Source organism: Kitasatospora sp. NPDC056446 (genome assembly GCF_042796115.1).
Taxonomy (GTDB): Bacteria; Actinomycetota; Actinomycetes; order Streptomycetales; family Streptomycetaceae; genus Kitasatospora.
Genome location: NZ_JBHTRF010000006.1, coordinates 1 through 22305, shown reverse-complemented (window position 1 = coordinate 22305; position 22305 = coordinate 1). Strand labels below are relative to the sequence as shown.

Annotated in this window: 21 protein-coding genes; 10 read left to right on the top strand and 11 right to left on the bottom strand. The window is 73.0% G+C overall.

The window, feature by feature from the left end; translation table 11 throughout:
• Nucleotides 1–18 precede the first annotated feature (18 nt).
• On the bottom strand, nt 19–465 hold the full coding sequence (locus tag ACFQ6N_RS05855) for a YjbQ family protein (protein ID WP_380647164.1): 447 nt from the start codon (nt 463–465) through the stop codon (nt 19–21).
• A gap of 267 nt (nt 466–732) precedes the next feature.
• Nucleotides 733–999 (bottom strand): hypothetical protein, encoded by a 267-nt coding sequence (locus tag ACFQ6N_RS05850; protein WP_360250363.1) that lies wholly within the window; start codon nt 997–999, stop codon nt 733–735.
• Nucleotides 1000–1895: 896 nt separating this feature from the next.
• Here ACFQ6N_RS05850 and ACFQ6N_RS05845 point away from each other — a divergent pair.
• Nucleotides 1896–4094 (top strand): CDP-glycerol glycerophosphotransferase family protein, encoded by a 2199-nt coding sequence (locus ACFQ6N_RS05845; protein WP_380647162.1) that lies wholly within the window; start codon nt 1896–1898, stop codon nt 4092–4094.
• Nucleotides 4095–4245: 151 nt separating this feature from the next.
• Here the strand turns inward: ACFQ6N_RS05845 and ACFQ6N_RS05840 are convergent, their stop codons facing one another.
• Nucleotides 4246–4458 (bottom strand): EF-hand domain-containing protein, encoded by a 213-nt coding sequence (locus ACFQ6N_RS05840; RefSeq protein ID WP_380647161.1) that lies wholly within the window; start codon nt 4456–4458, stop codon nt 4246–4248.
• A 176-nt stretch (nt 4459–4634) separates the two neighbouring features.
• Between ACFQ6N_RS05840 and ACFQ6N_RS05835 the strand changes: the two genes are divergently transcribed.
• On the top strand, nt 4635–5303 hold the full coding sequence (locus ACFQ6N_RS05835; protein ID WP_380647160.1) for a lysophospholipid acyltransferase family protein: 669 nt from the start codon (nt 4635–4637) through the stop codon (nt 5301–5303).
• 79 nt (nt 5304–5382) lie between these two features.
• On the opposite strand, the gene ACFQ6N_RS05830 is transcribed toward ACFQ6N_RS05835, so the two are convergent.
• Both ACFQ6N_RS05830 and ACFQ6N_RS05825 read right to left on the bottom strand, forming a co-directional pair.
• Nucleotides 5383–7221 (bottom strand): ABC transporter ATP-binding protein, encoded by a 1839-nt coding sequence (locus ACFQ6N_RS05830; protein ID WP_380647157.1) that lies wholly within the window; start codon nt 7219–7221, stop codon nt 5383–5385.
• A gap of 216 nt (nt 7222–7437) precedes the next feature.
• A complete protein-coding gene (locus ACFQ6N_RS05825; protein WP_380647156.1) occupies nt 7438–8211 on the bottom strand; it encodes an SDR family NAD(P)-dependent oxidoreductase in 774 nt (257 codons plus the stop codon).
• Between the two features lie 155 nt (nt 8212–8366).
• Here ACFQ6N_RS05825 and ACFQ6N_RS05820 point away from each other — a divergent pair, with 155 nt between their 5' ends.
• From ACFQ6N_RS05820 to ACFQ6N_RS05805, 4 genes are all read left to right on the top strand, one after another.
• The gene (locus tag ACFQ6N_RS05820) at nt 8367–8573 is read left to right on the top strand and encodes a hypothetical protein (protein ID WP_380647154.1); all 207 of its coding nucleotides are present in this window, start codon (nt 8367–8369) and stop codon (nt 8571–8573) included.
• A 78-nt stretch (nt 8574–8651) separates the two neighbouring features.
• The gene (locus ACFQ6N_RS05815) at nt 8652–9371 is read left to right on the top strand and encodes a hypothetical protein (RefSeq protein WP_380647153.1); all 720 of its coding nucleotides are present in this window, start codon (nt 8652–8654) and stop codon (nt 9369–9371) included.
• On the top strand, nt 9368–10447 hold the full coding sequence (locus ACFQ6N_RS05810; protein WP_380647151.1) for a DUF6895 family protein: 1080 nt from the start codon (nt 9368–9370) through the stop codon (nt 10445–10447). The genes ACFQ6N_RS05815 and ACFQ6N_RS05810 overlap by 4 nt, the downstream gene beginning before the upstream one ends.
• Nucleotides 10448–10459: 12 nt before the next feature.
• Nucleotides 10460–11500, top strand: coding sequence for a serine hydrolase domain-containing protein (locus ACFQ6N_RS05805; RefSeq protein ID WP_380647150.1), 1041 nt, complete (start codon nt 10460–10462; stop codon nt 11498–11500).
• Nucleotides 11501–11533: 33 nt separating this feature from the next.
• Here the strand turns inward: ACFQ6N_RS05805 and ACFQ6N_RS05800 are convergent, their stop codons facing one another.
• The gene (locus tag ACFQ6N_RS05800) at nt 11534–12346 is read right to left on the bottom strand and encodes an NAD(P)H-binding protein (RefSeq protein ID WP_380647149.1); all 813 of its coding nucleotides are present in this window, start codon (nt 12344–12346) and stop codon (nt 11534–11536) included.
• Nucleotides 12347–12432: 86 nt separating this feature from the next.
• Between ACFQ6N_RS05800 and ACFQ6N_RS05795 the strand changes: the two genes are divergently transcribed.
• On the top strand, nt 12433–12846 hold the full coding sequence (locus ACFQ6N_RS05795; RefSeq protein ID WP_380647148.1) for a winged helix-turn-helix transcriptional regulator: 414 nt from the start codon (nt 12433–12435) through the stop codon (nt 12844–12846).
• Nucleotides 12847–12869: 23 nt separating this feature from the next.
• Here ACFQ6N_RS05795 and ACFQ6N_RS05790 read toward each other — a convergent pair whose 3' ends face one another.
• Nucleotides 12870–13532, bottom strand: a complete 663-nt coding sequence (locus tag ACFQ6N_RS05790) for a LysE family translocator (protein ID WP_380647147.1) — start codon at nt 13530–13532, stop codon at nt 12870–12872.
• A 191-nt stretch (nt 13533–13723) separates the two neighbouring features.
• Here ACFQ6N_RS05790 and ACFQ6N_RS05785 point away from each other — a divergent pair, with 191 nt between their 5' ends.
• The gene (locus ACFQ6N_RS05785; RefSeq protein ID WP_380647146.1) at nt 13724–15070 is read left to right on the top strand and encodes a PLP-dependent aminotransferase family protein; all 1347 of its coding nucleotides are present in this window, start codon (nt 13724–13726) and stop codon (nt 15068–15070) included.
• A 116-nt stretch (nt 15071–15186) separates the two neighbouring features.
• Here the strand turns inward: ACFQ6N_RS05785 and ACFQ6N_RS05780 are convergent, their stop codons facing one another.
• The 3 genes from ACFQ6N_RS05780 to ACFQ6N_RS05770 all read right to left on the bottom strand — a co-directional run bounded on the left by ACFQ6N_RS05780 (nt 15187) and on the right by ACFQ6N_RS05770 (nt 18936).
• Nucleotides 15187–16092, bottom strand: coding sequence for an SDR family oxidoreductase (locus tag ACFQ6N_RS05780; protein WP_380647144.1), 906 nt, complete (start codon nt 16090–16092; stop codon nt 15187–15189).
• Nucleotides 16089–17111 carry an alpha/beta fold hydrolase gene (locus ACFQ6N_RS05775; RefSeq protein ID WP_380647142.1) on the bottom strand — a complete coding sequence of 341 codons (1023 nt, stop codon included), beginning with the start codon at nt 17109–17111 and terminating at the stop codon, nt 16089–16091. Before ACFQ6N_RS05775 ends, ACFQ6N_RS05780 begins: the two co-directional genes overlap by 4 nt.
• Before the next feature lie 136 nt (nt 17112–17247).
• Nucleotides 17248–18936 (bottom strand): flavin-containing monooxygenase, encoded by a 1689-nt coding sequence (locus ACFQ6N_RS05770; protein ID WP_380647141.1) that lies wholly within the window; start codon nt 18934–18936, stop codon nt 17248–17250.
• Between the two features lie 178 nt (nt 18937–19114).
• On the opposite strand from ACFQ6N_RS05770, the gene ACFQ6N_RS05765 reads away from it, so the two are divergent.
• Entirely contained in the window at nt 19115–19903 is a 789-nt protein-coding gene (locus ACFQ6N_RS05765) for a MerR family transcriptional regulator (protein ID WP_380647140.1), read from the top strand.
• Nucleotides 19904–19962: 59 nt separating this feature from the next.
• Nucleotides 19963–20991 (top strand): ABC transporter substrate-binding protein, encoded by a 1029-nt coding sequence (locus tag ACFQ6N_RS05760; RefSeq protein ID WP_380647138.1) that lies wholly within the window; start codon nt 19963–19965, stop codon nt 20989–20991.
• A gap of 100 nt (nt 20992–21091) precedes the next feature.
• On the opposite strand, the gene ACFQ6N_RS05755 is transcribed toward ACFQ6N_RS05760, so the two are convergent.
• Nucleotides 21092–22117: a CPBP family intramembrane glutamic endopeptidase gene (locus ACFQ6N_RS05755; protein WP_380647136.1), complete on the bottom strand. Its 1026-nt coding sequence runs from the start codon at nt 22115–22117 to the stop codon at nt 21092–21094.
• Nucleotides 22118–22305 lie beyond the last annotated feature (188 nt).

Below are 22305 nucleotides of genomic sequence, written 5' to 3'. Positions count from 1 at the left end.
AGCACCTCCGGGCAGGGGTCAGCCCAGGAAGGACAGCCGGACGGTTCGGCGCGGATTGTCCCCGTTGGTGTCGACCAGCACCACGGACTGCCAGACTCCGAGCGCCAGTTGGCCGCCGAGCACCGGAAGGGTGGCGTGCGGGGCGACCAGCCCGGGCACCACGTGGTCCCGGCCGTGGCCGGGGCTGCCGTGCCGGTGGCGCCAGCGGTCGTCGGCCGGGAGCAGTTCGCGCAGGGTGGCGAGGAAGTCGTCGTCGCTGCCGGAGCCGGTCTCCAGGACGGCGATCCCGGCGGTGGCGTGCGGGACGAAGACGTTGAGCAGTCCGTCGCGCCCGGCGGCCCGCTCGTCGAGGAACGCGGCACAGCGGTCGGTGATGTCGAGCGCGACTTCGCGGCTGCCCGTGGTGATCTCGAAGGTGGTGGTCTGGAACAGACCGGTCGGGTTGGAGTGGTTGTTGTCCGCCATGGCGCCATCCTGTCCCAGGTCAGGGGACCGGGAGTACTCCCTCGCCGAGTGGGCCTGCCCGAGGGGCAAACTCGCGTAGGGTGAAAGGTTCAGACCACAGCGGGCCCTCGGCGAAGCCCCGGCACGCCCCACCCCACCCCGCCCCGCACATCACGCCTCGCCGCGCGACGCCGGGCACCACCCTCCCCAGGGCACGCCAAGGACCCGGCGGACCGGACGGTCCACCGGGTCTGATCCCGATCGGGACGACGACTGGGGCCGAAGCTCCTAGCCGCGCCCGCCGAAGAGGCTTCGCCGCAGCCGACGCAGCGGCGTCAGCAGCGAGATCCTGGTGTGGCGACGACGGGTCGTCGGGGCCCCGGCGCCGCGCGGCGTCAGCTCCCTTATCAGCCCGAGCGCCTCGGCGGTGTCCACCGCCGGGAGTGCGGGCGCGCCGAGCACGGCCAGGTGTCGTTCGATCCGGCGGCCGGTCGTGCCGACACCGCACTGGATCGCCGGCACACGGGGCCGAGTCCGCACTTGCATGTGTTCCATCAGTTTTCCCACCCCTACGAGGCGCCAGGGCCGTGAGGCGAAGACTATCCGTGACAGACGGCCTTCGCGCAACCGTCCTTGGTGTTGTGCCACCGTATCGTGCGGCGTCAACTGACGATGCACCAGGGGCCACCCGGCCGGTCACGACTAGGCATCAATGATGGTGCACGACCGGCTATCCGTCATCAGGGCCAAGAGGTGCGACCCCGGCGCCCGCGCGTACGGCACGCGCCCGGCGCAACCCCACGCACACCCCCACACCCACCCCACGCACACCCCCGCACGGGCCCCGCGAGCACCCCCGCCCGAGCGCATTCCACGGGGAGCCCAAGGGCGTCCCATGGGCTCCCCATATAGGGGACAGCCGCCAGATCGACAAAGCGATCACCGGCGCACCCGCCGAAGCGACCGGGGCCCGATCGGGGACTCGACCCCGGGCCTCACCGTCCGACGCCGACCGACTTCATGAAGTGAACACATTCGAGGGATTGACTCCCGCCGAAGCTCCAAGCAATATCTGATGCACGCGCCCGTGCCCGCATCGCACCCAGGCGCGTGTTCGAGTGATGAAGAACTCCGGCTCCCGCGAGCCACTGCCCGGCCGCCTCGACGCTGCGGTGGCCAGGCTCGCGCGGTACCCGGACAGGCGGTCGGCCGTCGAGGGTCGGCCGGGCCGCCACCTGACTGCCGGTGCCGCCCCGCGAGGGGCCCGGCACCGGCGGTTCCGGGTTCTCCGGCGGGTCCCCACCCGGGCCTCGCCCAGGCCCCACCCCAGCCCTTCCCAAGCCCCACACAAGCCCTGCCCCAGCCCCGTACGCGCCCCGCCCCGCCCCCGCCCGGCTCCGCGGCGGACGTCCACGCAGGTCGCGCCCGGTGGATCGGTAGACTCGGCCAGCGTGTCCCTCCTCCTCAGCATCGTGCTCCCGGTCCACGGCGTGGAGCGGTATCTGCCGCGCTGCCTCGACTCGATCCTCGGCGACACCCCCGCCCTGGAGTCCCGTTTCGAGGTGATCGCGGTCGACGACCTCTCCCCCGACGGCTCCGGCGCGATCCTGGACGCCTACGCGGCCCGCGACCCCCGGCTGCGGGTGCTGCACCTCACCGAGAACCAGGGCCTCGGCGGTGCCCGCACCGCCGCCCTGCCCGAGGCGCGCGGCGAGTACGTCTGGTTCGTGGACAGCGACGACTGGGTGCCCGAGCGGACCGTGAGCGTGATCCTCGACGAGCTGGCGCAGGAGCGCCGCCGCGAGGCCCCCGCCGACGTGCTGATCACCGACTTCACCCACGTCTACCCGGACGGCGGGACGGAGTCCAACCCCTGGCGCCATGTGCTGACCGGCTCGCCGCTGGTCGAGGGCAGCACGCTGGCCGATCACCCGGCGCTGTTCCAGACCGTGATGTCGGTGTGGAACAAGGTGTTCCGCCGGGAGTTCCTGGACGGTCTCGGTGTCTCCTTCGGCCGCGGCTACTACGAGGACATCTCGGTCACCTACCCCGCGCTGCTGGCGGCCGGGCGGCTGCGCTACCTCGACCGCCCCTGCTACAACTACCGGCGCGGCCGGGACGGCGCGATCACCGCGACCGCCTCCCCCAAGCACGGCGACGTCTTCGCCCAGTACGACGCGATCTTCGCCTTCCTGGACCGCCCGGACCGTCCCGGCCGGCCCGTCCCGGACTCGCTGCGCACCCTGGTGTTCGACCGCACCGTCCGCCAGGCGCTCAACGTCTACGACACCCCCGGGCTGGTCCCCGCCGACCTGCGCCGGGACTTCTTCCAGCGGATCACCCGGCACTTCGCCCGGCACCGCCCGGCCGGCTACCGCTTCCCCGGCGGGGTCCGCGGCGTGCAGTACCGGCTGGCCGCGCGCGGCGCCCGGATCGCGTACGCCGAGCTGCGCCGCACGGGCCGGCTGCCGCGCGAACTCAAGCGCGGGGCGAGGGCGGTGGCACCCGCGGTGAAGAAGGGGGTGCGCAGCGGCGCCCGGTTCACCGCGTACAACGCCTTCCGCCGGCTGCCGCTGGACGAGCACCTGGCCGTCTACGCCGCGTACTGGCACCGGGGTTACGCGTGCAGTCCGGCGGCGATCTACGAGAAGGCGAAGGAACTCGCGCCGCAGGTGCGGGGCGTGTGGGTGGTGGAGAACCGGCGGCAGGCCGCGACGCTGCCGACCGGCGTGCCGTACGTGATCGTCAACACCCCCGCCTACCTCAAGGTGATGGCGACCGCCAAGTACTTCGTCAACAACGTCAACTTCCCGCGCACGATGGTCAAGCGGCCGGGCTCGGTGCACGTCCAGACCCAGCACGGCACCCCGCTCAAGGCGATGGGCATGGACCTGCGCGACCACCCGTCGGCGGCGGAGGGGATGGACTTCGACCAGCTCCAGGAGGCCATCGACCGCTGGGACTTCCTGGTCTCCTCCAACCCGCACACCAGCGAGCACTTCGCCCGCGCCTTCCCCGGCCGCTACGAGATGCTGGACACCGGGTACCCGCGCAACGACCGGCTGGCCGACGCCACCGAGGACGAGGTGCGCGCGATGCGCGAGCGGTTCGGCCTGCGGCCGGGCACCCGGGCCGTGCTGTACGCCCCGACCCACCGCGGCGGCAAGGGCGGCTACGTGCCGCTGCTGGACCTGGCGGAGCTGGCCCGGCAACTGGGCCCGGACTTCACGCTGCTGGTGCGCACGCACTACTTCCACACCGGGGGGCCTGGCGACCTGACGGCCGCCGGGGAGGCGGCGGAGATCGTCGACGTCTCGGCCCACCCGACCGTCGAGGACCTCTACCTCGCGGCGGACGTGCTGGTGACGGACTACTCGTCGATGATGTTCGACTACGCCGTGCTGGACCGGCCGGTGGTGGTCTTCGCACCGGACTGGGAGGAGTACCAGCGCGAGCGCGGCGTCTACTTCGACCTGTTCGCCGAGCCGCCGGGGGCGGTCGCGGAGACCGCGTCGGAGCTGGCGTGGGCGCTGCTGGCGGGCGACCGGGCACCGGCGGCGCGGGCGCGGTTCCGGGCGAAGTTCTGCGTCTGGGACGACGGCGGGGCGGCGGAGCGGGTGGTGCGCCGGGTGTTCCCGGTGGCGGAGTAGGCCTCCGCACAAGAGGCCGGCCTGTAGGCGGGAGGCCGGCCTGCGGACGGGAGGCCGACCTGTAGGCGGGAGGCCGGAGTGCGGGCGGGAAGCCGGACTGCGGACGGGGCCGGTGGCCGCCGGTACGGTGACCGGCCCCGTCGGCACGGGTTCAGCGGCGGCGGGCGGCCAGGAACTCCTCGAAGGTCAGGACACCGTCGTGGTTGGTGTCCATGCTGTTGATGAGCGCCTCGGCCATCGAGATGGTGACGTCGTGGTCGCCCATCTCGTTCGCGGCGACCGCGTACTCGGCCGCGGTGATCTTGCCGTCGCCGTCCTGGTCGAAGCGGTCGAAAAAGGCCTTGATCGCCTCGGTGGTCTCCATCGTGCCCTCCTGGGTACTGCGGGGTCGTGCTCGGTTCGGACGGCCGTACCCTACCCGTCCGTGGTGTTCGCCACGGTCGGCGGGAGTGGACGCGCGCGGGGGTGGGTGTCGTAGTCTGCGGATCTGATTGCAGGCCCGGGCACCTCCCGGGCGGTCGTTCGTCCAGGGAGGGAATCGTGCTCGACCTCGTCACCAAGCTGGTGCTGAAACCGGTTTCGCGGGGAATCTGGCGGCCGGACATCGAGGGGATCGAGAACGTACCGCGCAAGGGCGGGGTGATCCTGGCCAGCAACCACCTGTCGTTCATCGACAGCGTGGTGATCCCGCTGACCGCCCCGCGCCGGGTCCACTTCCTCGCCAAGGCCGAGTACTTCACCGGCACCGGGCTCAAGGGCCGGCTCTCCAAGGACTTCTTCGAGGCGATCGGCGCGGTGCCCGTCGAGCGCGGCACCTACCGTTCGGCTCAGGCCTCGTTGGAGTCGGCGCTGGAGATCCTGGAGTCCGGCAAGGCCTTCGGCATCTACCCGGAGGGCACCCGTTCGCTGGACGGCCGGCTCTACCGGGGCAAGACCGGTGTCGCCTGGCTCGCGCTGACCGCGGGCGTCCCGGTGGTACCGGTGGCGCTGGAGGGGCCGGAGCAGATCCTGCCGGTCGGCAAGCGGCTGCCGCGGGTCAAGAAGGTGACGGTCCGCTTCGGCGAGCCGCTGCACTTCGACGAGCTGCACGGGCAGGCCCGCTCACTGAAGGCCCGCCGGCAGGTGACCGACGAGGTGATGGCGGCGATCCAGCGGCTCTCCGGCCAGGAGGTCGCGCAGACCTACAACGAGGTGCCGAAGGCGGCCTGACCGTTCCGGCAGCGGCCGCCCCTCGGCGCCCCCGAACGCTCCTCCCCCGGACCCGTCGGCGACCACACCGCCGACGGGTTCAGGCGTGCCCGAGGGCGGCGTCGGACAGGACGGCGGCCGGCTCCGGCGCCTCCCTGCGCAGCAGGGCCGCGTACCGGCCGTCGAGCTCCACCAGCTCCTCGTGGGTGCCGAGTTCGACCACCTCGCCGCGGTCCAGGACGGCGATCTGGTCGGCGGCGCGGACGGTGGAGAGCCGGTGCGCGATGGTGATGGTGGTCCGGCCGGCGGCCAGGGTGTCCACGGCCTGCTGGACGGCGCGCTCGGTGCGGTTGTCCAGCGCGCTGGTGGCCTCGTCGAGGATGAGCACCGGCGGGTTGCGCAGGATCGTCCGGGCGAGCGCGAGGCGCTGCTTCTCGCCGCCGGAGAAGCGGTAGCCGCGTTCGCCGACCAGGGTGTCGTAGCCGTCGGGCAGGGCGGCGATGGTGTCGTGGACCTGTGCGGCGCGGGCGGCGGCGACCAGTTCCTCGTCGGTGGCGCCGGGTTTGGCGAAGCGCAGGTTCTCGGCGACGGAGGCGTGGAAGAGGTAGGTCTCCTGGGAGACCACGCCGACCGCGCGGGCCAGGGTGTCGAAGGAGAGGTCGCGGACGTCCACGCCGTCCAGGGTGACCCGGCCTCCGGTGACGTCGTACAGCCGGGGGACGAGGTAGCTGAGGGTGGTCTTGCCCGAGCCGGTCTCGCCGACCACGGCCAGTGAGCTCCCGGCGGGGACCTCGAGCCCGACGCCGGAGAGGGTCGGCCGCTCCTGCGCGGGGTCGTAGCGGAAGTCGACGGCCTCGAAGCGGACCTCGCCGCGAATGTCGGCGAGGTCGACCGGGTCGGCCGGCTCGGCGATCTCCACCGGCAGGTCGAGGTACTCGAAGATGCGCTGGAAGAGGGCGAGCGAGGTCTGTACGTCCACGCCGGTGGACAGCAGGCTCACGGTGGGGCGGAAGAGGCCCAGTTGGAGGGTGACGAAGGCGACCAGCGTGCCGACCGAGACGATCGGCGCACCGGCGGCGGAGGTCAGCCCGGCCGCCCAGTAGATCAGCGCGGGCATCGCGGCCATCACGATCTGGATGGTGTTCATCCGCCAGCGCCCGGCCATGCTGGCCCGGACCTCCAGGTCGGCGAGCCGGTCGGACTGGTCGGTGAACTCGTGGGCGAGCGAGTCGGAGCGGCCCATCGTGCGGCCGAGCAGGATTCCGCTGACCGAGAGCGACTCCTGGACGGCCGAGCTCATCGCGGCCAGCTGCTTCTGCCGCTCGGTGGTGATCTTCTTGCGCTCCTGCCCGACCCGGCGGCTGATCCAGACGAACAGCGGGAGCAGGACGATGGAGACGACGGTGAGCCGCCAGTCGAGGGCCGCCATGGCGACCACGGAGGCGACCACCGCGGTGAGGTTGGAGACCAGGCTGGTGGCCGTGGAGGTCACCGTGGACTGCATGCCGCCGATGTCGTTGGCGATCCGGGACTGCACCTCGCCGGTGCGGGTGCGGGTGAAGAAGGCGAGCGACTGCCGCTGCAGGTGGCCGTAGACGGCGGTGCGCAGGTCGTGCATCACGCGCTGTCCGACGGTGGTGGAGATCAGCGTCTGGAGGACGTTGAAGACGCTGTTCACCACGGCGGTGAGGATCATCCCGAGCACGAGCAGGCTGAGCAGCCCGGTACGGCCCTGCGGGATGGCGGTGTCCAGGACGGCCTTCAGCAGGAACGGCGAGACCACCGAGACCACGGCGGACGCGGCGACCAGCAGCCCGACGGTGGTGAGGCGCCCGGAGTAGGGGCGGAAGAGTGCCAGGATGCGCCGCCACTGGGACGGCGGGCGGGGCTCGCCCTCGGCGGGTTCGGGCGGGGTCCAGTCGATGGCGGAGTGCCTCAAGGGCGGTCCTCCTCGGGTCGGGTGCGGCGCGGTGCGCGGATGCGCGGGAGCGCGGCGGGGGACGGGCGGTCGATATGGAGAGGATAGCTCATAGTTAGACAAGCTAATAGTGAGATCAGCTCTATTCCCGACCCCGCCCGGCCCGCGCCACGCCGTGCCGTGCCGTGCCGTGCCGCGCTGCGCGGCACCGAGCAGAGCCGCGCCGCGCCCCGGCCGTCAGTCGGTCCGGTACGTACGCGCCGCCTTGGAGGACAGGCCGCCGAGCCCGCCGACCGGCAGCACCCGGGCGATCGCCACCGCCGCCTTGTACCGCTTGCTCGGCACGGACAACGACCGGCCGCGGGCCAGGTCGCGCATCGCCTCGCCCACCACCCGCTCGGCCGACAGCCAGGACCAGGCCGGGATGTTGCCGGTGCCCATGCCCGCCCGCTCGTGGAACTCGGTCCGGGTGAAGCCCGGGCACAGCGCCATCATCCGCACGCCCGTCCCCCCGAGGTCGCGCATCACACCCTGAGTGAAGCTCACCACCCAGGCCTTGCTCGCCCCGTACGTGCCGCGCGGCAGGAAGGCGGCCACCGAGGCGACGTTGACGATCGCGCCCCGGCGGCGTTCGCGCATGCCGGGCAGCGCGGCCGTGGTCAGCCGCAGGATCGCCTCGATGTGCACCTTCAGCATGTCCATCTCGTCCTGGAGCGGGACCGTCCCGAAGGCACCCTTGTTCCCGAACCCGGCGTTGTTGACCAGGAGGTCCACCGGGTTCTCCGGGTCCGCGAGGCGGGCCTCGACCGCGCCGATGCCCTCGTCGGTCGCGAGGTCGGCGGTCAGCACCTCCGTCTCGATGTCGTACGTGCCGCGCAGGTCCGCGGCGGCGCGCTCCAGGCGCTCGGTGTCGCGGGCCACCAGGACGAGCCGGTAGCCGCTGCGGGCGAGCCGGCGGGCGAAGGCGGCTCCGATGCCGGCGGTCGCGCCGGTGATCAAGGCTGTGGTCATGCCCCAGACCGTACCGACTCGCCGGAGTCGAGCCCACACCCAGTGCAACGTCGCAGCTCAGAGGGTTGCGGATGCAGGTATCGGATCGTGCTCGTAATGTCGGACAGGGGCATCGCCCGACCGGGCGATGAAATCCAGGCGAGGGAGCACATCTGATGCTTACTCAGTTCCGGACCGAAACCGCCTCGGCGTCACGCAGTGCGACGCTCACCGAGGCCGAAACACTCGCCGGCTTGATGGTGGAGGACGAGGCCGTCGTGTCCGACGCGCCCACGTACCTGCCCGAGGCCGCCGGCGGCCTGCTGCTGCTGGGCCTGCTCCTGCTGTCCCCGAAGGGTCCCAAGGAGAAGCCGATCCGGTAGCCAGTACCCGTCCGCAGGGCCCCGTGCCCACGGGGCCCCGCGCCCACGCCCGACCTCCTGAAGGAGGACCTCACCACCATGCCATTCGCCGAGACCCCTCTCCGTGACGAGTACGCCGCGGCGGTCGAGCGGGTGGCCGGCCGGACCCTCGACGCCCTCCGGGGCGCCGGGGGTGCGGCCGCACTCGCGGACCCGGACACCGCCGTACCCCGTCCGCTGCTGGCCGCGGTCCGCGCGCTCGGCGCGGACCTCTTCGCCCCGCAGCTGCTCACCGGAGCCGAGCCCGACGGGCCCACCGCCGCACTGCTCGCCGAGGCCCGGCGGGTCTTCCCCGCACCGGCGCCGGCCGCCCCCGAGGCCGCGCTGGTGATCGCGTGGCAGGACTGGGCCGCCGGACAGGTCCTCGCCCGTACGCCGTACGCGGACGCCGCACCGCCACCCCCGCCCCTGCCCGCGCCGCCGCCCGGCTCGGCGGAACCGGGCTGGCAGGCCTGGTCGGTCCGGATGGCGCAGCTGTCCGCGCTCGCCCTGCCCGGGCTGGACGGCCCCGTCCACGACGCCGCCCGCGCGAACCTCCTGGCCCTCTCCCGCGGCACCGTCCGCTCGATGCTCCGGCGGGACTTCACCACCGCCGTCCGCCTCACCCGCTGGCTCGCGTGGGCCGACGCCGAGGACCGGCCGCCGTACCTGGAGGTCGAACCCGTCCTGGACCGGATCCGGCTGGTCGGCATCGGCGCCGTCCGCACCCGGCTAGACCTCGCGATCGCCCAGCGCCTGTCGGAAGGCACCCCGTCATGACCGACACCCAGGTGCTCGCCACCGCCCAACAGCTCGGCACCCGCGCGCTGTCCTGGCTGCACACCTGTTACCGGAACGGCTGGGGACGGCTCTCGGACAACACCATCATCGACCTCGCCGAACCGAACGACGTCTACAAGCCGCTCTGCGAGGCCGCGATGGCCTCCGCCCTGGTGCTGCGCGACGGCGTCGCCGGACCGCAGGACGCCCGCGCCGCGCGCGACATGCTCGAAGGCGCCTGGGACCAGCTGCGCCAGGGCGACATGCTGTACGAACGCCAGCTGCGCCACGTCACGGTGACCGACCCGCTGGAGACCTACGCGCACTTCGCCCGGGTCGGCTACCGGCACGCCGCGCTGGAGGAACTGCTCGAATCACTCAGCCGCCTACGGGCCGTGCACGCCGTCGAGATCCAGGGCAGCCGACAGCTCGCCGTGGCGAACGCCCGCCGGGTCATCGGGCTCAGCCACCGGCCGGACTGGGCCGAACTCGCCGCCCGCACCTGGCTCGGCGCGCTCCCCGAGCCCTGGACCATCGCCTGGTCGATCGCCTACCAGGTCACCCACACCGTCTTCCACCTCACCGACTGGGGCGCCCGGCCCGGGGACCTGCCCGAACCGATGCGCGACTACCTGCACGCGTGGCTGCCGGTCTGGCTCGACATCTGGATGGAGATCGGCCAGTGGGACCTCGTCGGCGAACTGCTGATCGTCGACGCGTGCATCGGTGATCCCACCCTCGGCAGCTCGGGCTGGGAGGCCCTGGCCTCGGTGCAGCGGGCCGACGGCCTGGTCCCCCGGGACGCCGAACCGATCGAGGAGGACGAGGAGTCGGCGATCCGGGCGCACGAGCACACCGCCGTGGTGGCGGTCGTGGCCGCCACGGTCACCCTCTCCCGGGCGCTCGGCGGCACCGCTCCGGCGAACGGTGCTCCGACCGGTACGGCGAGCGGCGCTCCGAACGGTGCGGCGAGCGGCACCGCGAGCGGTGCGGCGAACGGCACCGCGAGCGGTGCGGCGAACGGCACCGCGAGCGGTGCGGCGAACGGCACCGCGAGCGGTGCGGCGAACGGGTGAGCGGGTGAGCGGGTGAACGAGCTCGACACGGCCGTCCGGGCGACAGTCCGGGCGGCCGAACCGTACGCGACCGCCGTCACGGTGGCCGTGGCGTGCGAGGAACGGGAGCAGGTCCGGTCCTACGGACGCCTCGGGCACGGGCGGTCGGCCCCGTGCACGCCGGACACCGTCTTCGAACTCGGCTCGGTCAGCAAGACGTTCACCGCACTGCTGCTCGCCGAGCTGGCCGCAAACGGTGAACTCGCCCTCGACAACACGCTGGAGAGCCGCCTGCCGGCCGACTGGCCGCCGCTGAAGGCGCGTTCACCCGAACCGGTCCGGCTGCTCCACCTGGCCACCCACACCTCGGGCCTGCCCCGGCTGCCGCCCGGGCTCCTCGCGGTGGCCCTCCCGGACTGGGCCGCCAACCCGTACGCGGCGTTCGGCGAGGAGCAGTTGCGCACCGCGCTCGGCCGAACCACCGTACGGTGCAGGCCCGGCAGCCGGTACCGGTACTCCAACTACGGAGTCGGACTGCTCGGCCGGGTGCTCGCCGAGACCGGCGGACTGCCGTACGGACAGCTGCTCGCCGAACGCGTCTGCCGACCCCTGGGCCTCGCCGCCACGGACTGCTACCCGGACGCGCCGGGCCGGGCGGTCGGATACCGGCACCGCCGGGCACTGCCCCCGTGGAGCATCCCCGGACTGCCCGGGGCGGGCGCGGTCCGGTCGAGCGGAGCCGACCTGCTGCGCTTCCTCCGCGCACACCTCGACGGGCCGCAACCCGGCGGCGGGGGCGGCTCGTTGAAGGAAGCCCTGGGCGACGTCCGACGGGCCCGGCTGCGGCTGCCGCACTCCTCCGACGAACTGTGCCTGGCGTGGAACCGCCGCCACTCGGGCGGACGCGACCTGTACTTCCACACCGGAGGGACCCGAGGATTCACCGCCTTCGTCGGGTTCGCCCCGGAGGCGGCCGTCGCGGTCGCCACCCTGGCCAACACCGGACCGACCCTGGACGGACGATTCGTACAGGCCGGGTACGACCTGCTCCGGACCGCCGGCCGCACCCTCTAGCCCCTCTCTAGCCCCTCTCTTGGGCGTACCGCGCTACGCGAGGGCTGCCGCGAGCGGGGACCGGGGTGCGCGGCCCAGCAGTTGACGCAGGTCACCGCCGGTGCGGGCCATGAACCCGGCGGCGATGGCGGAGTAGGTGCCCACCAGCATCGGCACCTGGAACGGCTCGGCACCGGACGCGGCGATGCGCGCACGGGCCTGGGCGAGCGCCTCCGGCTCGTAGGTGACGTGCCCGCCGTGCGCGCGGGCCAGGTCGGCGCCGCCGATGGCCTGCTCGCCCACGAGTTCGTAGCTGCGGCCCGCGTGAGCGGACGCCTCCACCGTCACGCGTGCCGCGGCGTCGGCCAGGTCCGCCCGGGCGACGGCGGCGAGCCGGCCCTCGCCCAGCGGGGCGGTGATCCGCCCGTCGGCCGACGGCGCCGCGACCGCGCCCAGCAGTTCCGCGTACAGGCCGTTGCGCAGGACCGTCCAGGCCATGGCGCTCTCCCGGAGCCTGCGCTCGGTCCAACGGTGCGGCAGGGCGTAGGGGAGGTGGTCGCCGTCGGCGGTCAGGCTCGTGTACACGACGTGCCCCACCCCGGCCGCTTCCGCGGCGTCGATGGCCGCACCGTGCCGGGCGATGACGGTGTCGTCCTCGCCGTAACCCGCGGAGACCAGCAGCAGCACGTCCACGCCGTCGAAGCCCTCGCCGAGCGTGCCGGGGTCGTCGAAATCGATGCGGCGGACCGGCAGCGGGGAGGTGAGCCGGCGAGGGTCCCGCGTGCCGAGGACGGTGTCCACGCGGTCCGCCAGCCGCTCGGAGATCAACGTGCCCAGGGCGCCGGTGGCGCCGGTAACCAGGATCATCAGGGGTTTCCCGTTCCGGTAGGTTCTCTTCGGTAACCGGGATCATCCTGCGGGTTTTGCGCCGGCGAGCGTAAGGAGGCACTTCCGTGTCAGTGGGGCACACAGCCGTAACCACCGAGCCCGTCGTCAGCTGCGGTGACGAGCACGAGGACTGCGGGATCCGCGAGGTACTCGACCGGATCGGGGACAAGTGGTCGGTCCTGGTCGTCGTCGAACTGGCCCAGGGCGTCCGCCGGTTCCGCCAACTGCAGCGCGCCGTCCCCGGCATCTCGCAGCGGATGCTGACGCTCACCGTGCGTCGGCTGGAACGTGACGGCCTGGTCGTCCGGACCGTGCACCCGACGGTGCCGCCGCAGGTCGAGTACGAGCTCACGACGACGGGCCACAGCCTCACCCACCTGGTGAAGGCCCTCGCGGACTGGTCGTCCGAACACCGCGATGCCATCGCGCAAGCCCGCCGGGAATGGGATGCCGTACACCCCGACTCCGGAATCCGCTGACCGCACGGACCCCTCCGGCACGGCTAGACCGCCACGGCCCTGGCCCGGTCGGCGGCGATGTGCACGGCCAGACCGGCGAGGACGGTGCCCATCACATAGCGCTGGACGCGCAGCCAGGCCGGACGCCGGTTGAGGAAGGCGGCGATGCCGCCCGCGCTCATCGCGATCAGCCCGTTGACGGTCACCGCGATCACGATCTGGGTCAGGCCGAGCACCAGGCTCTGCACCGCGACGTGGCCGCGCTCCGGCGCCACGAACTGGGGCAGCAACGAGATGTACATGATGGCGATCTTGGGGTTGAGCAGGCAGGTCAGGAAGCCCATCGTGAACAGCCGGCGCGGCGGGTCCGGCGACAGCTCCTGCGGAGCGAAGACCGCCGTGCCACCCGGCTTGACCGCCTTCCAGGCCAGCCAGAGCAGATAGCCGGCACCCGCCAGCTTGATCGCGGTGTAGAGGGCGGGCACCACCGAGAACACCGCGGCCACCCCCGCCGTCACGGCCACCAGGTAGACCAGGAAGCCCGCCGCGACCCCGATCAGCGAGATGAGCCCGGCTCGGCGGCCCTGTGCGATCGAGCGCGAGACCAGGTAGATCATGTTGGGCCCCGGCGACAGCACCATGCCCAGCGCCACGGCGGCGATCCCGAGCATGGCGTGACCGTCCACGGTGGTTGTCAGCGTGTCCATGGGAGCAGGCTAGGACGGGCGGTCGGCTCGATGCAATGATGTCTTTGCGCTCGGTGCAATGCCGGTCGGGCGCCTGAAGCGGGGCGTCGGAACCCGGGTGGGAAGCCGGGTGTCGGAAGCTGAGTGTCGGAAGCCGGGCAGCGGAAGCCAGGCCTCGGACTGGACACGTTCGGGCAGGAGGAGTGCGGGCCGTGGAGGACTACCGACTGATCGCCGACGAGATCGCCGCCGCCATCGCGGACGGGCGGCTTCGGCCCGGCGGGCAGCTGCCCACCCAGCGGGCCTTCGCCCGCAGCCGGGGCATCGCCGGCTCGACGGCGGGACGCGTCTACCGGGAACTGGCCCGACGCGGCCTCACCGTCGGCGAGGTCGGACGCGGGACCTTCGTGCGGGCCGGGCGCGGGACGGACGGCGGGCGGGTCGCACTCGCCGAACCCGCTACCTCGCCCGTGGACCTGGAGCTCAACTACCCCGCCGTCCCCGGCCAGGCCGAGCTGCTCGCGGGCGGACTCGCGCCGCTGCTGCGCGCCGACGCGCTCGGGGAGGCACTGCGGCCGATCGGCGCGGCCGGGACGGGCGCGGCCCGGCGGGCCTTCGCGGAGGTGCTCTCGAACGGCACCCGGGACGTCGACGCGGCGGAGCTGCTGTTCGCGGGCAACGGACGGCAGGCCATCGCCGGGGCGCTCTCCGCACTGGTGCCGCCCGGGCAGCGGCTGGGGGTGGAGGAGCTGACGTATCCGGTGGTCAAGGCGGTGGCGGAGCGGCTGGGCATCAGGCTGGTACCGCTGGCGATGGACGAGCACGGACTGCTGCCGGACGCCGTCGCGGCCGCCCACCGCGCGGCGCCGCTGCGCGCCGTGTACGTGCAGCCGCGACTGCAGAACCCGCTCGGCGTGAGCCTGCCGCACGAGCGCGCGGTGGCGCTGGCGGAAGAGCTCCGGCGGCTCGACCTGCCGGCGGTCGAGGACGCCATCTGGTCGTTCCTGCGGCCCGAGCTGCCGCCGCTGGCGGCGCTCGCGCCGGAGCGCACCGTCCTCGTGGACAGCCTGTCCAAGCGGCTGGCCCCTGGGCTGACCAGCGGCTTCGCGGTCGTCCCGGCCGAGTTGCGCGAGCGGGTGGCGGGCGCGCTGCGGTCGGGCGGGTGGACGCCGAGCGGCTTCGCGCTGGAGGCGGCGGTGCGCTGGATCGGGGACGGCACGCTGGCCGCGGTCGAGGCGGCGAAGCGGGCGGACGCGACGGCGCGGCAGCTGCTGGCGCGGGAGGTGCTGGCGGGGCGGCGGCTGCGGGCCGACCCCTGCTCGTACTACCTCTGGTGGGAGCTGCCGAGCGCCTGGCGGGCGGAGACCTTCGTCGCGGCGGCGGCGCGGGCCGGGATCTCGGTCACCCCCGCGTCGGCGTTCGCCGTGGACCCCCGGCGCTCGCCGTCGGCCGTCCGGGTCGGGCTGGCGTCGCCTCCGCTGCCCGTGCTGGCGCGGGCGTTGGGGACGCTGGCACGGATCGCGGAGGGGACGGCCGGGGAGGACGCGACTGACAGCTGACGGATGACAACCGACAGATATCAGATAACAGATTTCGAAATCTGTCAGCTGTCATCTGTCATCTGTTATCCGTCAGCTGTTACCTGTCAGCCGTCACCCGCCGACAACCGGAACCGTCAGCCGTCCGCCCCGCTCCGGCTCCCCCGGGCCGCCGCGTCCGCGGCACCCCCGGCGCCGACGGCACCCAGGCGACTCGCGGCCGTGGCCGCGAGCTGAGGGGCGATCCGGGCGACGTCACTGGAGCCGACCACCGCGATCAGGCTCGGCAGCAGCCAGCGCATCGGCTGCATGCCCCGAAGCCAGGCCTGCGCGTACACGTGGGCGGACCGGCGGGCGATCCCCGCGACGATCCGGTCCACCGCGGGCTCCAGCGGGTACGTCTTGTTCGCCGGCCACGGCAGCCGGGTCCGCATCTGCTTCAGCACGGTGTCCTCGTCGGCACCGCGCACCATGTCGGTGTCGGTCCAACTCAGGTACCCGACACCCACCTTGACACCCTGGTAGGCCACCTCGGCGCGGAGCGAGTGGGCGAAGGCCTCCACCCCGGACTTGCTGGCGCAGTACGCGCTCATCAACGGCGCGGGCGTCAGCGCCGCGAGCGAGGCGATCTGCAGCAGGTAGCCGTGGCTCTCGGTGAGCGCCGGCAGGAACGCCCGCGCGGTGGCGACGCTGCCGAGCAGGTTCACCTCGATGACCCGGCTGAACGCCCGGTGGTCGCTGTCCGCCAGCGGTCCGCCGATGGCGATCCCGGCGTTGGCGACGACCGTGTCGATCCGGCCGTAGTGCTCCTTGATGCGATGTGCGGTGTCCTCCAGCGCACCGAGGTCGGTGACGTCCACCTCCCAGCTGGTCGCCGCCGGTCCGCACTGGGCGGCGACGGCCTTGAGCTCCTCCGGCTCCAGCCCCAGGAGCGCGACCTTGGCCCCGCGCCGGGCGAGCTTGCGGGCCAGCGACGCGCCGACCCCGCGGGCGGCCCCGGTGACGACGACGACCTGCGCGGACAACGGCGGGATGGCGTTCATGCGACGGCGGTCCTCTCGTCAACGGAACCTGCGGAACCCACTGAACCGGCGGAGCCCACGGCGACCGCCGCCCCCACGGCGACCGCCGCACCCACCGCGCCGGCCGGCGCGACCAGGTGCGCGGAGGCCATCCGGTGGATCTCGGCGGCGACCTCCGCCGGGCGCTCCAGCGGCGACATGTGTCCGACTCCGGGCAGCAGCAACAGGCCCCGGGAGTCCTTGAGTCCGGCGACGATCCGGTGCGCGTGCACCGGCGGGGTCAGCCGGTCGTCGGTGCCGACCACCACCGACGTGGGCGCGGCGAGTCGGGTGAGCCCCTCGTGGACGTCGAGCCGGTCGAGCACCGCGGCCCAGTTGGCGCGGACGGCGGTCGGGCAGGCGTGCACGACCCGGGCCGCCGCCTCGACCTGTCCGGCGGGCGAACCAGGCCCCATGATGGCGTACTTGAGCGCGACCCGACTGACCGGCGAGACCGGACCGAGCGGCATCCGGGAGCGCAGCAGCTGCCGGTGCAGGAAGCGACGCACCCGCGGCGCGCGTACGGCCGGTGGCAGGACGGTGAGTTCGGCCACCAGCTCGCCCGGCCCGGTGGAGATCAGCACGGCGGCGGCCGTGCGCTCGGCGACCTCGGGACGGCCGCCGGCGGCCATGATGGTCATCCCGCCCATGCTGTGCCCGGCCAGGACGGCCCGCTCCCCCGCCGGGACGGTCCGCGCGAGCACGGCGGACAGGTCCTCGGCGAGCGCCCGGGTCGAGTAGCGGACCCGGCTCGGCGGGATCTCGCTGTGCCCGTGGCCGCGCTGGTCGTAGGCCACCACCCGGTAGCGGTCCGAGAGTTCGCGGATCACGGGGGCCCAGAAGGCGGTCGAGCAGGTCCACCCGTGCGCCAGCACCACGGTGGGTGCGCCGGGCTGGCCGTGCACCTCGACGTGCAACCGGATCCCGTCGGCCGAGCGGACACTCAACTCCTCTACGGCCACCGGGGGTTCGTACTCCTCGGGCAGGTGTACCGCGCTCACGCGTCCTCCTCGATCCGTTCGGCGGCGGTGTTCACCCGCACGCCCCTCCTGGTGGTCCGCACGCTTCGGGCGCTTCCGGTGCTTCGGGTGCTTCGGGTGCTTCGGGTGCTTCGGCCACTGCTCCCGCTCGGCCCGCTCACGCGGTGGCCGCCTGGACGGCGCGGACGGGGGCGGGCGCGGCACGCATGATCAGCTCGTACTCGCCGAGGTCCACCTTGCGGGTGGCACGGCGGAACGAGGTGGTGGAGCCGGGCCAGAGCACGGTGTTCCGGCCGCTCGGGTCGAGGTACCAGCTGCGGCAGCCGCCGGTGGTCCAGACGGTGCGGTCCATCCGGTGCTGGAGTTCGAGGTTCCACTGCCGCTGGGCCCGGACGGTCGGCTGCATCGCGGTGGCACCGACCGAGTCGAGCGTGGTCAACGCGTCGATCATGTAGTTCAGTTGGGACTCGATCATCAGGATCATCGAGCTGTTGCCGAGCCCGGTGTTGGGACCGATGACGAAGAAGAGGTTCGGGAAGCCGCGCACGGTCGAACCGCGCAGCGCCTCCATGCCGCCCTTCCACTCCTCGGCCAGGCTCGTGCCGTCGGCGCCGAACACCCGGGAGCCGATGGGCATGTCGGTGACGTGGAAGCCGGTGCCGAAGACGATGGCGTCCACCTCGTGCTCGCTGCCGTCGGCCGCCACCAGCGTGGAGCCGCGCAGTTCGCGCAGGCCGGAGGCGACGACCTCGGTGTTGGCCGCGGCGAGCGCCGGGTAGTAGGTGTTGCTGAGCAGGATGCGCTTGCAGCCGATCCGGTAGTCCGGGGTGAGCTTGGCGCGCAGCGCCGGGTCCTGGACGCCCTGCGCGAGGTGGCGTTCGGCGAGCTGCTGGACCAGGCGCAGAAGGCCGGGCCGGCGGACGAAGGCGTCCACCTGGAGCTCGCGGAGGGCGAACAGGGTGCCGCGCCGGATCTTCGCGGTGACCGGCAGGCGTCCGTGCAGCCACTTCTCCAGCTGGCTGATCTCGCGGTCCCGGCGCGGAAGGACCCAGGCCGGAGTGCGTTGGAAGACCGTCAGCTTGCCGACCTCGGGCTGGATCGACGGGATGATCTGGGCGGCGGAGGCGCCGGTGCCGACCATCGCCACGCGCTTGCCCGCCAGGTCGAAGTCGTGGTCCCAGCGGGAGGAGTGGAACACCTTGCCGGGGAAGCTTCCCAGTCCGGGCAGGTCCGGGATCTGCGGGTCGGCGAGCGGTCCGGCGGCGGAGACGATGGCGTCGGCGGTCCACTGGCCGGCCGACGTGGTGATCCGCCAGCGGGTCCCTTCACTCTCCCAACGCGCCTCCAGCACTTCGGTGTTGAAGCGCAGGTGGGGGCGGAGGCCGAAGACGTCGGCGACCTTCTCCAGGTAGGCGCGGATGTCCGGCTGGCCCGAGAAGCTGCGCGGCCACTCGGGGTTGGGCGCGAAGGAGAAGGAGTAGAGGTGCGAGGGCACGTCGCAGGCGCAGCCGGGGTAGCTGTTGTCGCGCCAGGTGCCGCCGACGGAGTCCGCGCGCTCCAGGACCACGAAGTCGGTGATCCCGGCACGGCGCAGCCGGACCGCGGCGCCGAGGCCGCCGAAGCCGGACCCGATCACCGCCACCCGGACGTGCGGGACGGCCGGGTCCGCCACGCGGGCGCCGGTCGCGGACGGCGCTTCGGCGCCGCCGGACGCACCCGCGACGCCGGTCGTGTCGGACGCATCGGTCGCGTCGAGAGCGCCGGGCACGTCGGACGCGCCGGGCACGTCGGACGCGCCGGATGCGTCGGACGCGCCGGAGCGGGGGCGCTTGCTGCTGGGTGCCATGCGGCCTCCTCCTGAGGGTGGGGCGGTAATCGTCACGCTCTCCGGGGAGCCGGCCCCGGAACAACCCTGCCAATCGCGCCAGTAATCACTGGCATGATTGGCAGGGTAGCCCGTGCCGACACCGGATGGAAGAAGCACGACGGCTCCGGTTCCGGGAACCTTCCGAGCCGACGGACCTATGCTGATCGCCGTGGACAAGGTCAGAGCTGCTGCGGGCGACAGAAAACGCGAGTACCGGGTGGAGGAACTGGCCGAAGCGGCCGGCATCACCACCCGCACCCTGCGCTTCTACCGCGAGCGCAAACTGCTCCAACCGCCCCGCAAGGAGGGCCGGATCGCCTGGTACGGCGAGGAGCACCTGGCCCGGCTGCGGATGATCGGCGAGCTGCTGGAACGCGGCCACACCCTGGGCGGCATCACCGAACTGATCGGCGCCGGCGAGAGCGGACGCGACGTCGCGGAGCTGATCGGGCTGGAGGCCGCGATCGTCGCGCCCTGGTCCGACGAGACCCCGGTGCGCCTGGACTGGGAGGAACTGAAGACGGCCTTCGGCGACCAGCTCACCGAGGAGAACACCGCCGAATCGATCGCCCAGGGCTACATCACCGTCGAGGACGACGGGATCACCCACGTCAGCCGCCGGCTGATGGACGCCACCACCGAGCTGGTGGCGGAGGGCGTGCCGCTCGCCGCGGTGCTGGACGCCAGCCGGCGCACCCGGGACCACGTGGACGCCATCGCCGAGATCTTCATCGAGGTGGTCAGCGACCACCTGCTCAGCGCACTGGCCACCGACACCCCGCTGCCGCCCGGGGAGGCGGCCCGGCTCACCGAGCGCATCCTGCGGGTGCGACCGCTGGCCAGGACCGTCGCCGACGCCCAGTTCACCCTCGCCATGGACCGCCGGGTGCAGGCCGAGTACGACGAACTGCTGCGCCAGCGACGGGAGAACGGCTCCGAGGCGTAACCGGGCGGCTGCGCGGGCAGGGATTCCCGCGCCCCGCCCGTACGTTGGAGGTGCCGCCGATGCCTGGACCGCTCAGCCGCCGCGCCGTGCTCGGCCTCGCCACCGGGCTCGCCCCGGGCCTGGCGCTGGCCGCCTGCGGGTCCGACACCCCCGCGCCGAAGGCCGGTCCGCCCGGCGGCGACGGCAGCGGAGGGAACGGCGGCACCGGCGGGAGCAGCGGCACCGGCGGCGGCACCCGGACGGTCCGGCACGCACGCGGCGACACCACCGTGCCCGCCCGAGCCGGCCGGGTGGTGGTACTGGACACCGACGCCCTGGACTCGGTCGTCACCCTCGGTCTCAGCCCGGTCGGCGCCACCACCGTCAGCGCGGGCGCCCCCTTCCCGGCCTATCTGCCCGCCGAGCGGCTGGCCGCGACCAAGGCCGTCGGCACGATCGGCCAGCCCAACCTGGAGGCGATCGCGGCGCTGCGGCCGGACCTCATCCTGAGCAACCAGGTCCGTGACGACAAGCGGTACGACGAACTGTCCAAGATCGCCCCGACCGTGCTCTCCAAGACCACCGGGCCGACCTGGAAGGAGAACGTCCGGCTGCACGCCGAGGCGCTGGGCCGTCAGGCCGAGGCCGAGACGGCAGACACGGCGTACCGGACGAAACTGCGGGACCTGGTCACCGCGCTCGGCGGACCGGCCAAGGCCGCGGCCACCCGGGTCGAGATGGCCCGCTTCCTCGCGGGCGCGCCGACCAGGCTGTACCTCAACGACACCTTCGTCGGCTCACTGTTCAAGGACCTCGGGCTCGGCCGGCCCGCCAACCAGGACAAGCCGGGCTTCTCGATGGAGATCAGTGCGGAACAGGTGGACCAGGCGGCGGCCGATGTCATCTTCTACTCGGTGTACGGGGACGCGGCCAAGTCCGACCAGGGGAAGATCACCGAGGGTGCGCTGTGGAAGGGCCTGGACGCCGTCCGCAACGGACGGGTGTTCCGGGTGGACGACAACCTGTGGATGCTCGGCATCGGGTACACCGGCGCAGGCCTGGTCCTGGACGCGATCCGCAAGGACCTGGTGGCGCCGGGCAACGGGTAACAGGTGACGAATGACAGATGACAGCTGACAGATTTCAACATCTGTCAGCTGTTATCTGTCATCTGCCGGTTGTCACCTGTCAGCCGTGAGCCGTCATCCATCAGCCCCGGCCGTACCGGGACGGCCGCAAGCGACCGGTGAACGCGAGGAAGGCCACGAACGAGCCGAGGACGACCCAGCCCGGCCAGCCGCCGAGCCCCATGGTGAGCGGGTCGAGCGCGGCATCCGGCTCGGCGAACTCCTTGACCATCGACACGCTCATGCTGCTCGCGAAGGTGTGCGCCAGTACGGCCGGAACCACCGACCCCGACCGGAGTCGCAGCCAGGTGAACACCGGCAGGACGAGCACGCAGCTCACCACGAACGCGGGCACCGCCACGTACCAGGGCCGTCCCGGGTACTGGCCGCCCATCAGCAGCGGCGGCAGGTGCCAGAGCGCGAAGGCCGTTCCGGTGAGCAGGTACGCCCGGACCAGGGCCGCCGTGCCGACCTCCGCACCGCCAACGGCACCGCCCTCGTCACCGCCCTCCGTACCGCCATCGCCACCGCCCTCCCTGCCGCCGAGCCGGACCAGCCGGGGGAAGAGGAAGCCCTGCCAGCCGAGTTCCTCGCCGAAGAACAGCGGCAGCGACAGGAGCATCCCGATCACGCCCTGGACCGCCCAGGACCCGACCGCCCCCGCGTGCAGCGCCCCGAACCCGGCGAACGGGTAGCTGCCGGCCAGGGTGCCGAGCGCCAGTACCCCGGCCGTCAGCCCGCCGAGCACCCCGATCGGCAGCAGGCAGGCCCGGACCGCGCGCGACCGGGGGCGGGGCCAGTGCAGCGCGAGCGCGTCACGCACCCGGCCGCCCTCACGACGGCCCTCACCAGGCCCCCCGCGCCGTCCCGCACGGCCGCGCTCGATGAAGCGGACCACGAAGAGCGCGGCCAGCGCCGGTGCGAACATCGCGGCAGCGATGCACAGTTGCTCGAGGTCTCCGACCTCCTCCCGGGCGTCGGCCCGCTGGTACCCGGCGGCGAGTAGCGGCGCCATGGCCGCCCACATCCCGGCGTAGGCGAGGACCAGGTACACCAGCAGGCCGCGCCGACTACCGGCGCTCGGCGGGGACTTCGTCAGTAGCGTCATGCCGAGGACGCTACGGATCCGGAGGGTCCCCGGTAACGAAGCTCTCTGCCGCTCAGGGGGGTTGTCCACTGCCGGACGGACGGTGCAGTTTTCTGGGTGTACGGAGGCCCGCCGGGCCTGCTCCACTCGACATGCCCGACGCCTCGTCGGACATGGAAAAGCGGCGGGGGCGACGGTGGTCCGCACAC

Coding starts and splice junctions, on each gene's coding strand:
- ACFQ6N_RS05855 (WP_380647164.1), bottom strand. CDS start 465: ATGGCGGACAACAACCACTCCAACCCGACCGGTCTGTTCCAGACCACC.
- ACFQ6N_RS05800 (WP_380647149.1), bottom strand. CDS start 12,346: ATGATCCTGGTTACCGGCGCCACCGGCGCCCTGGGCACGTTGATCTCC.
- ACFQ6N_RS05770 (WP_380647141.1), bottom strand. CDS start 18,936: ATGGCACCCAGCAGCAAGCGCCCCCGCTCCGGCGCGTCCGACGCATCC.
- ACFQ6N_RS05780 (WP_380647144.1), bottom strand. CDS start 16,092: ATGAACGCCATCCCGCCGTTGTCCGCGCAGGTCGTCGTCGTCACCGGG.
- ACFQ6N_RS05825 (WP_380647156.1), bottom strand. CDS start 8,211: ATGACCACAGCCTTGATCACCGGCGCGACCGCCGGCATCGGAGCCGCC.
- ACFQ6N_RS05765 (WP_380647140.1), top strand. CDS start 19,115: ATGCTGATCGCCGTGGACAAGGTCAGAGCTGCTGCGGGCGACAGAAAA.
- ACFQ6N_RS05810 (WP_380647151.1), top strand. CDS start 9,368: ATGACCGACACCCAGGTGCTCGCCACCGCCCAACAGCTCGGCACCCGC.
- ACFQ6N_RS05820 (WP_380647154.1), top strand. CDS start 8,367: ATGCTTACTCAGTTCCGGACCGAAACCGCCTCGGCGTCACGCAGTGCG.
- ACFQ6N_RS05760 (WP_380647138.1), top strand. CDS start 19,963: ATGCCTGGACCGCTCAGCCGCCGCGCCGTGCTCGGCCTCGCCACCGGG.
- ACFQ6N_RS05840 (WP_380647161.1), bottom strand. CDS start 4,458: ATGGAGACCACCGAGGCGATCAAGGCCTTTTTCGACCGCTTCGACCAG.
- ACFQ6N_RS05850 (WP_360250363.1), bottom strand. CDS start 999: ATGGAACACATGCAAGTGCGGACTCGGCCCCGTGTGCCGGCGATCCAG.
- ACFQ6N_RS05790 (WP_380647147.1), bottom strand. CDS start 13,532: ATGGACACGCTGACAACCACCGTGGACGGTCACGCCATGCTCGGGATC.
- ACFQ6N_RS05755 (WP_380647136.1), bottom strand. CDS start 22,117: ATGACGCTACTGACGAAGTCCCCGCCGAGCGCCGGTAGTCGGCGCGGC.
- ACFQ6N_RS05815 (WP_380647153.1), top strand. CDS start 8,652: ATGCCATTCGCCGAGACCCCTCTCCGTGACGAGTACGCCGCGGCGGTC.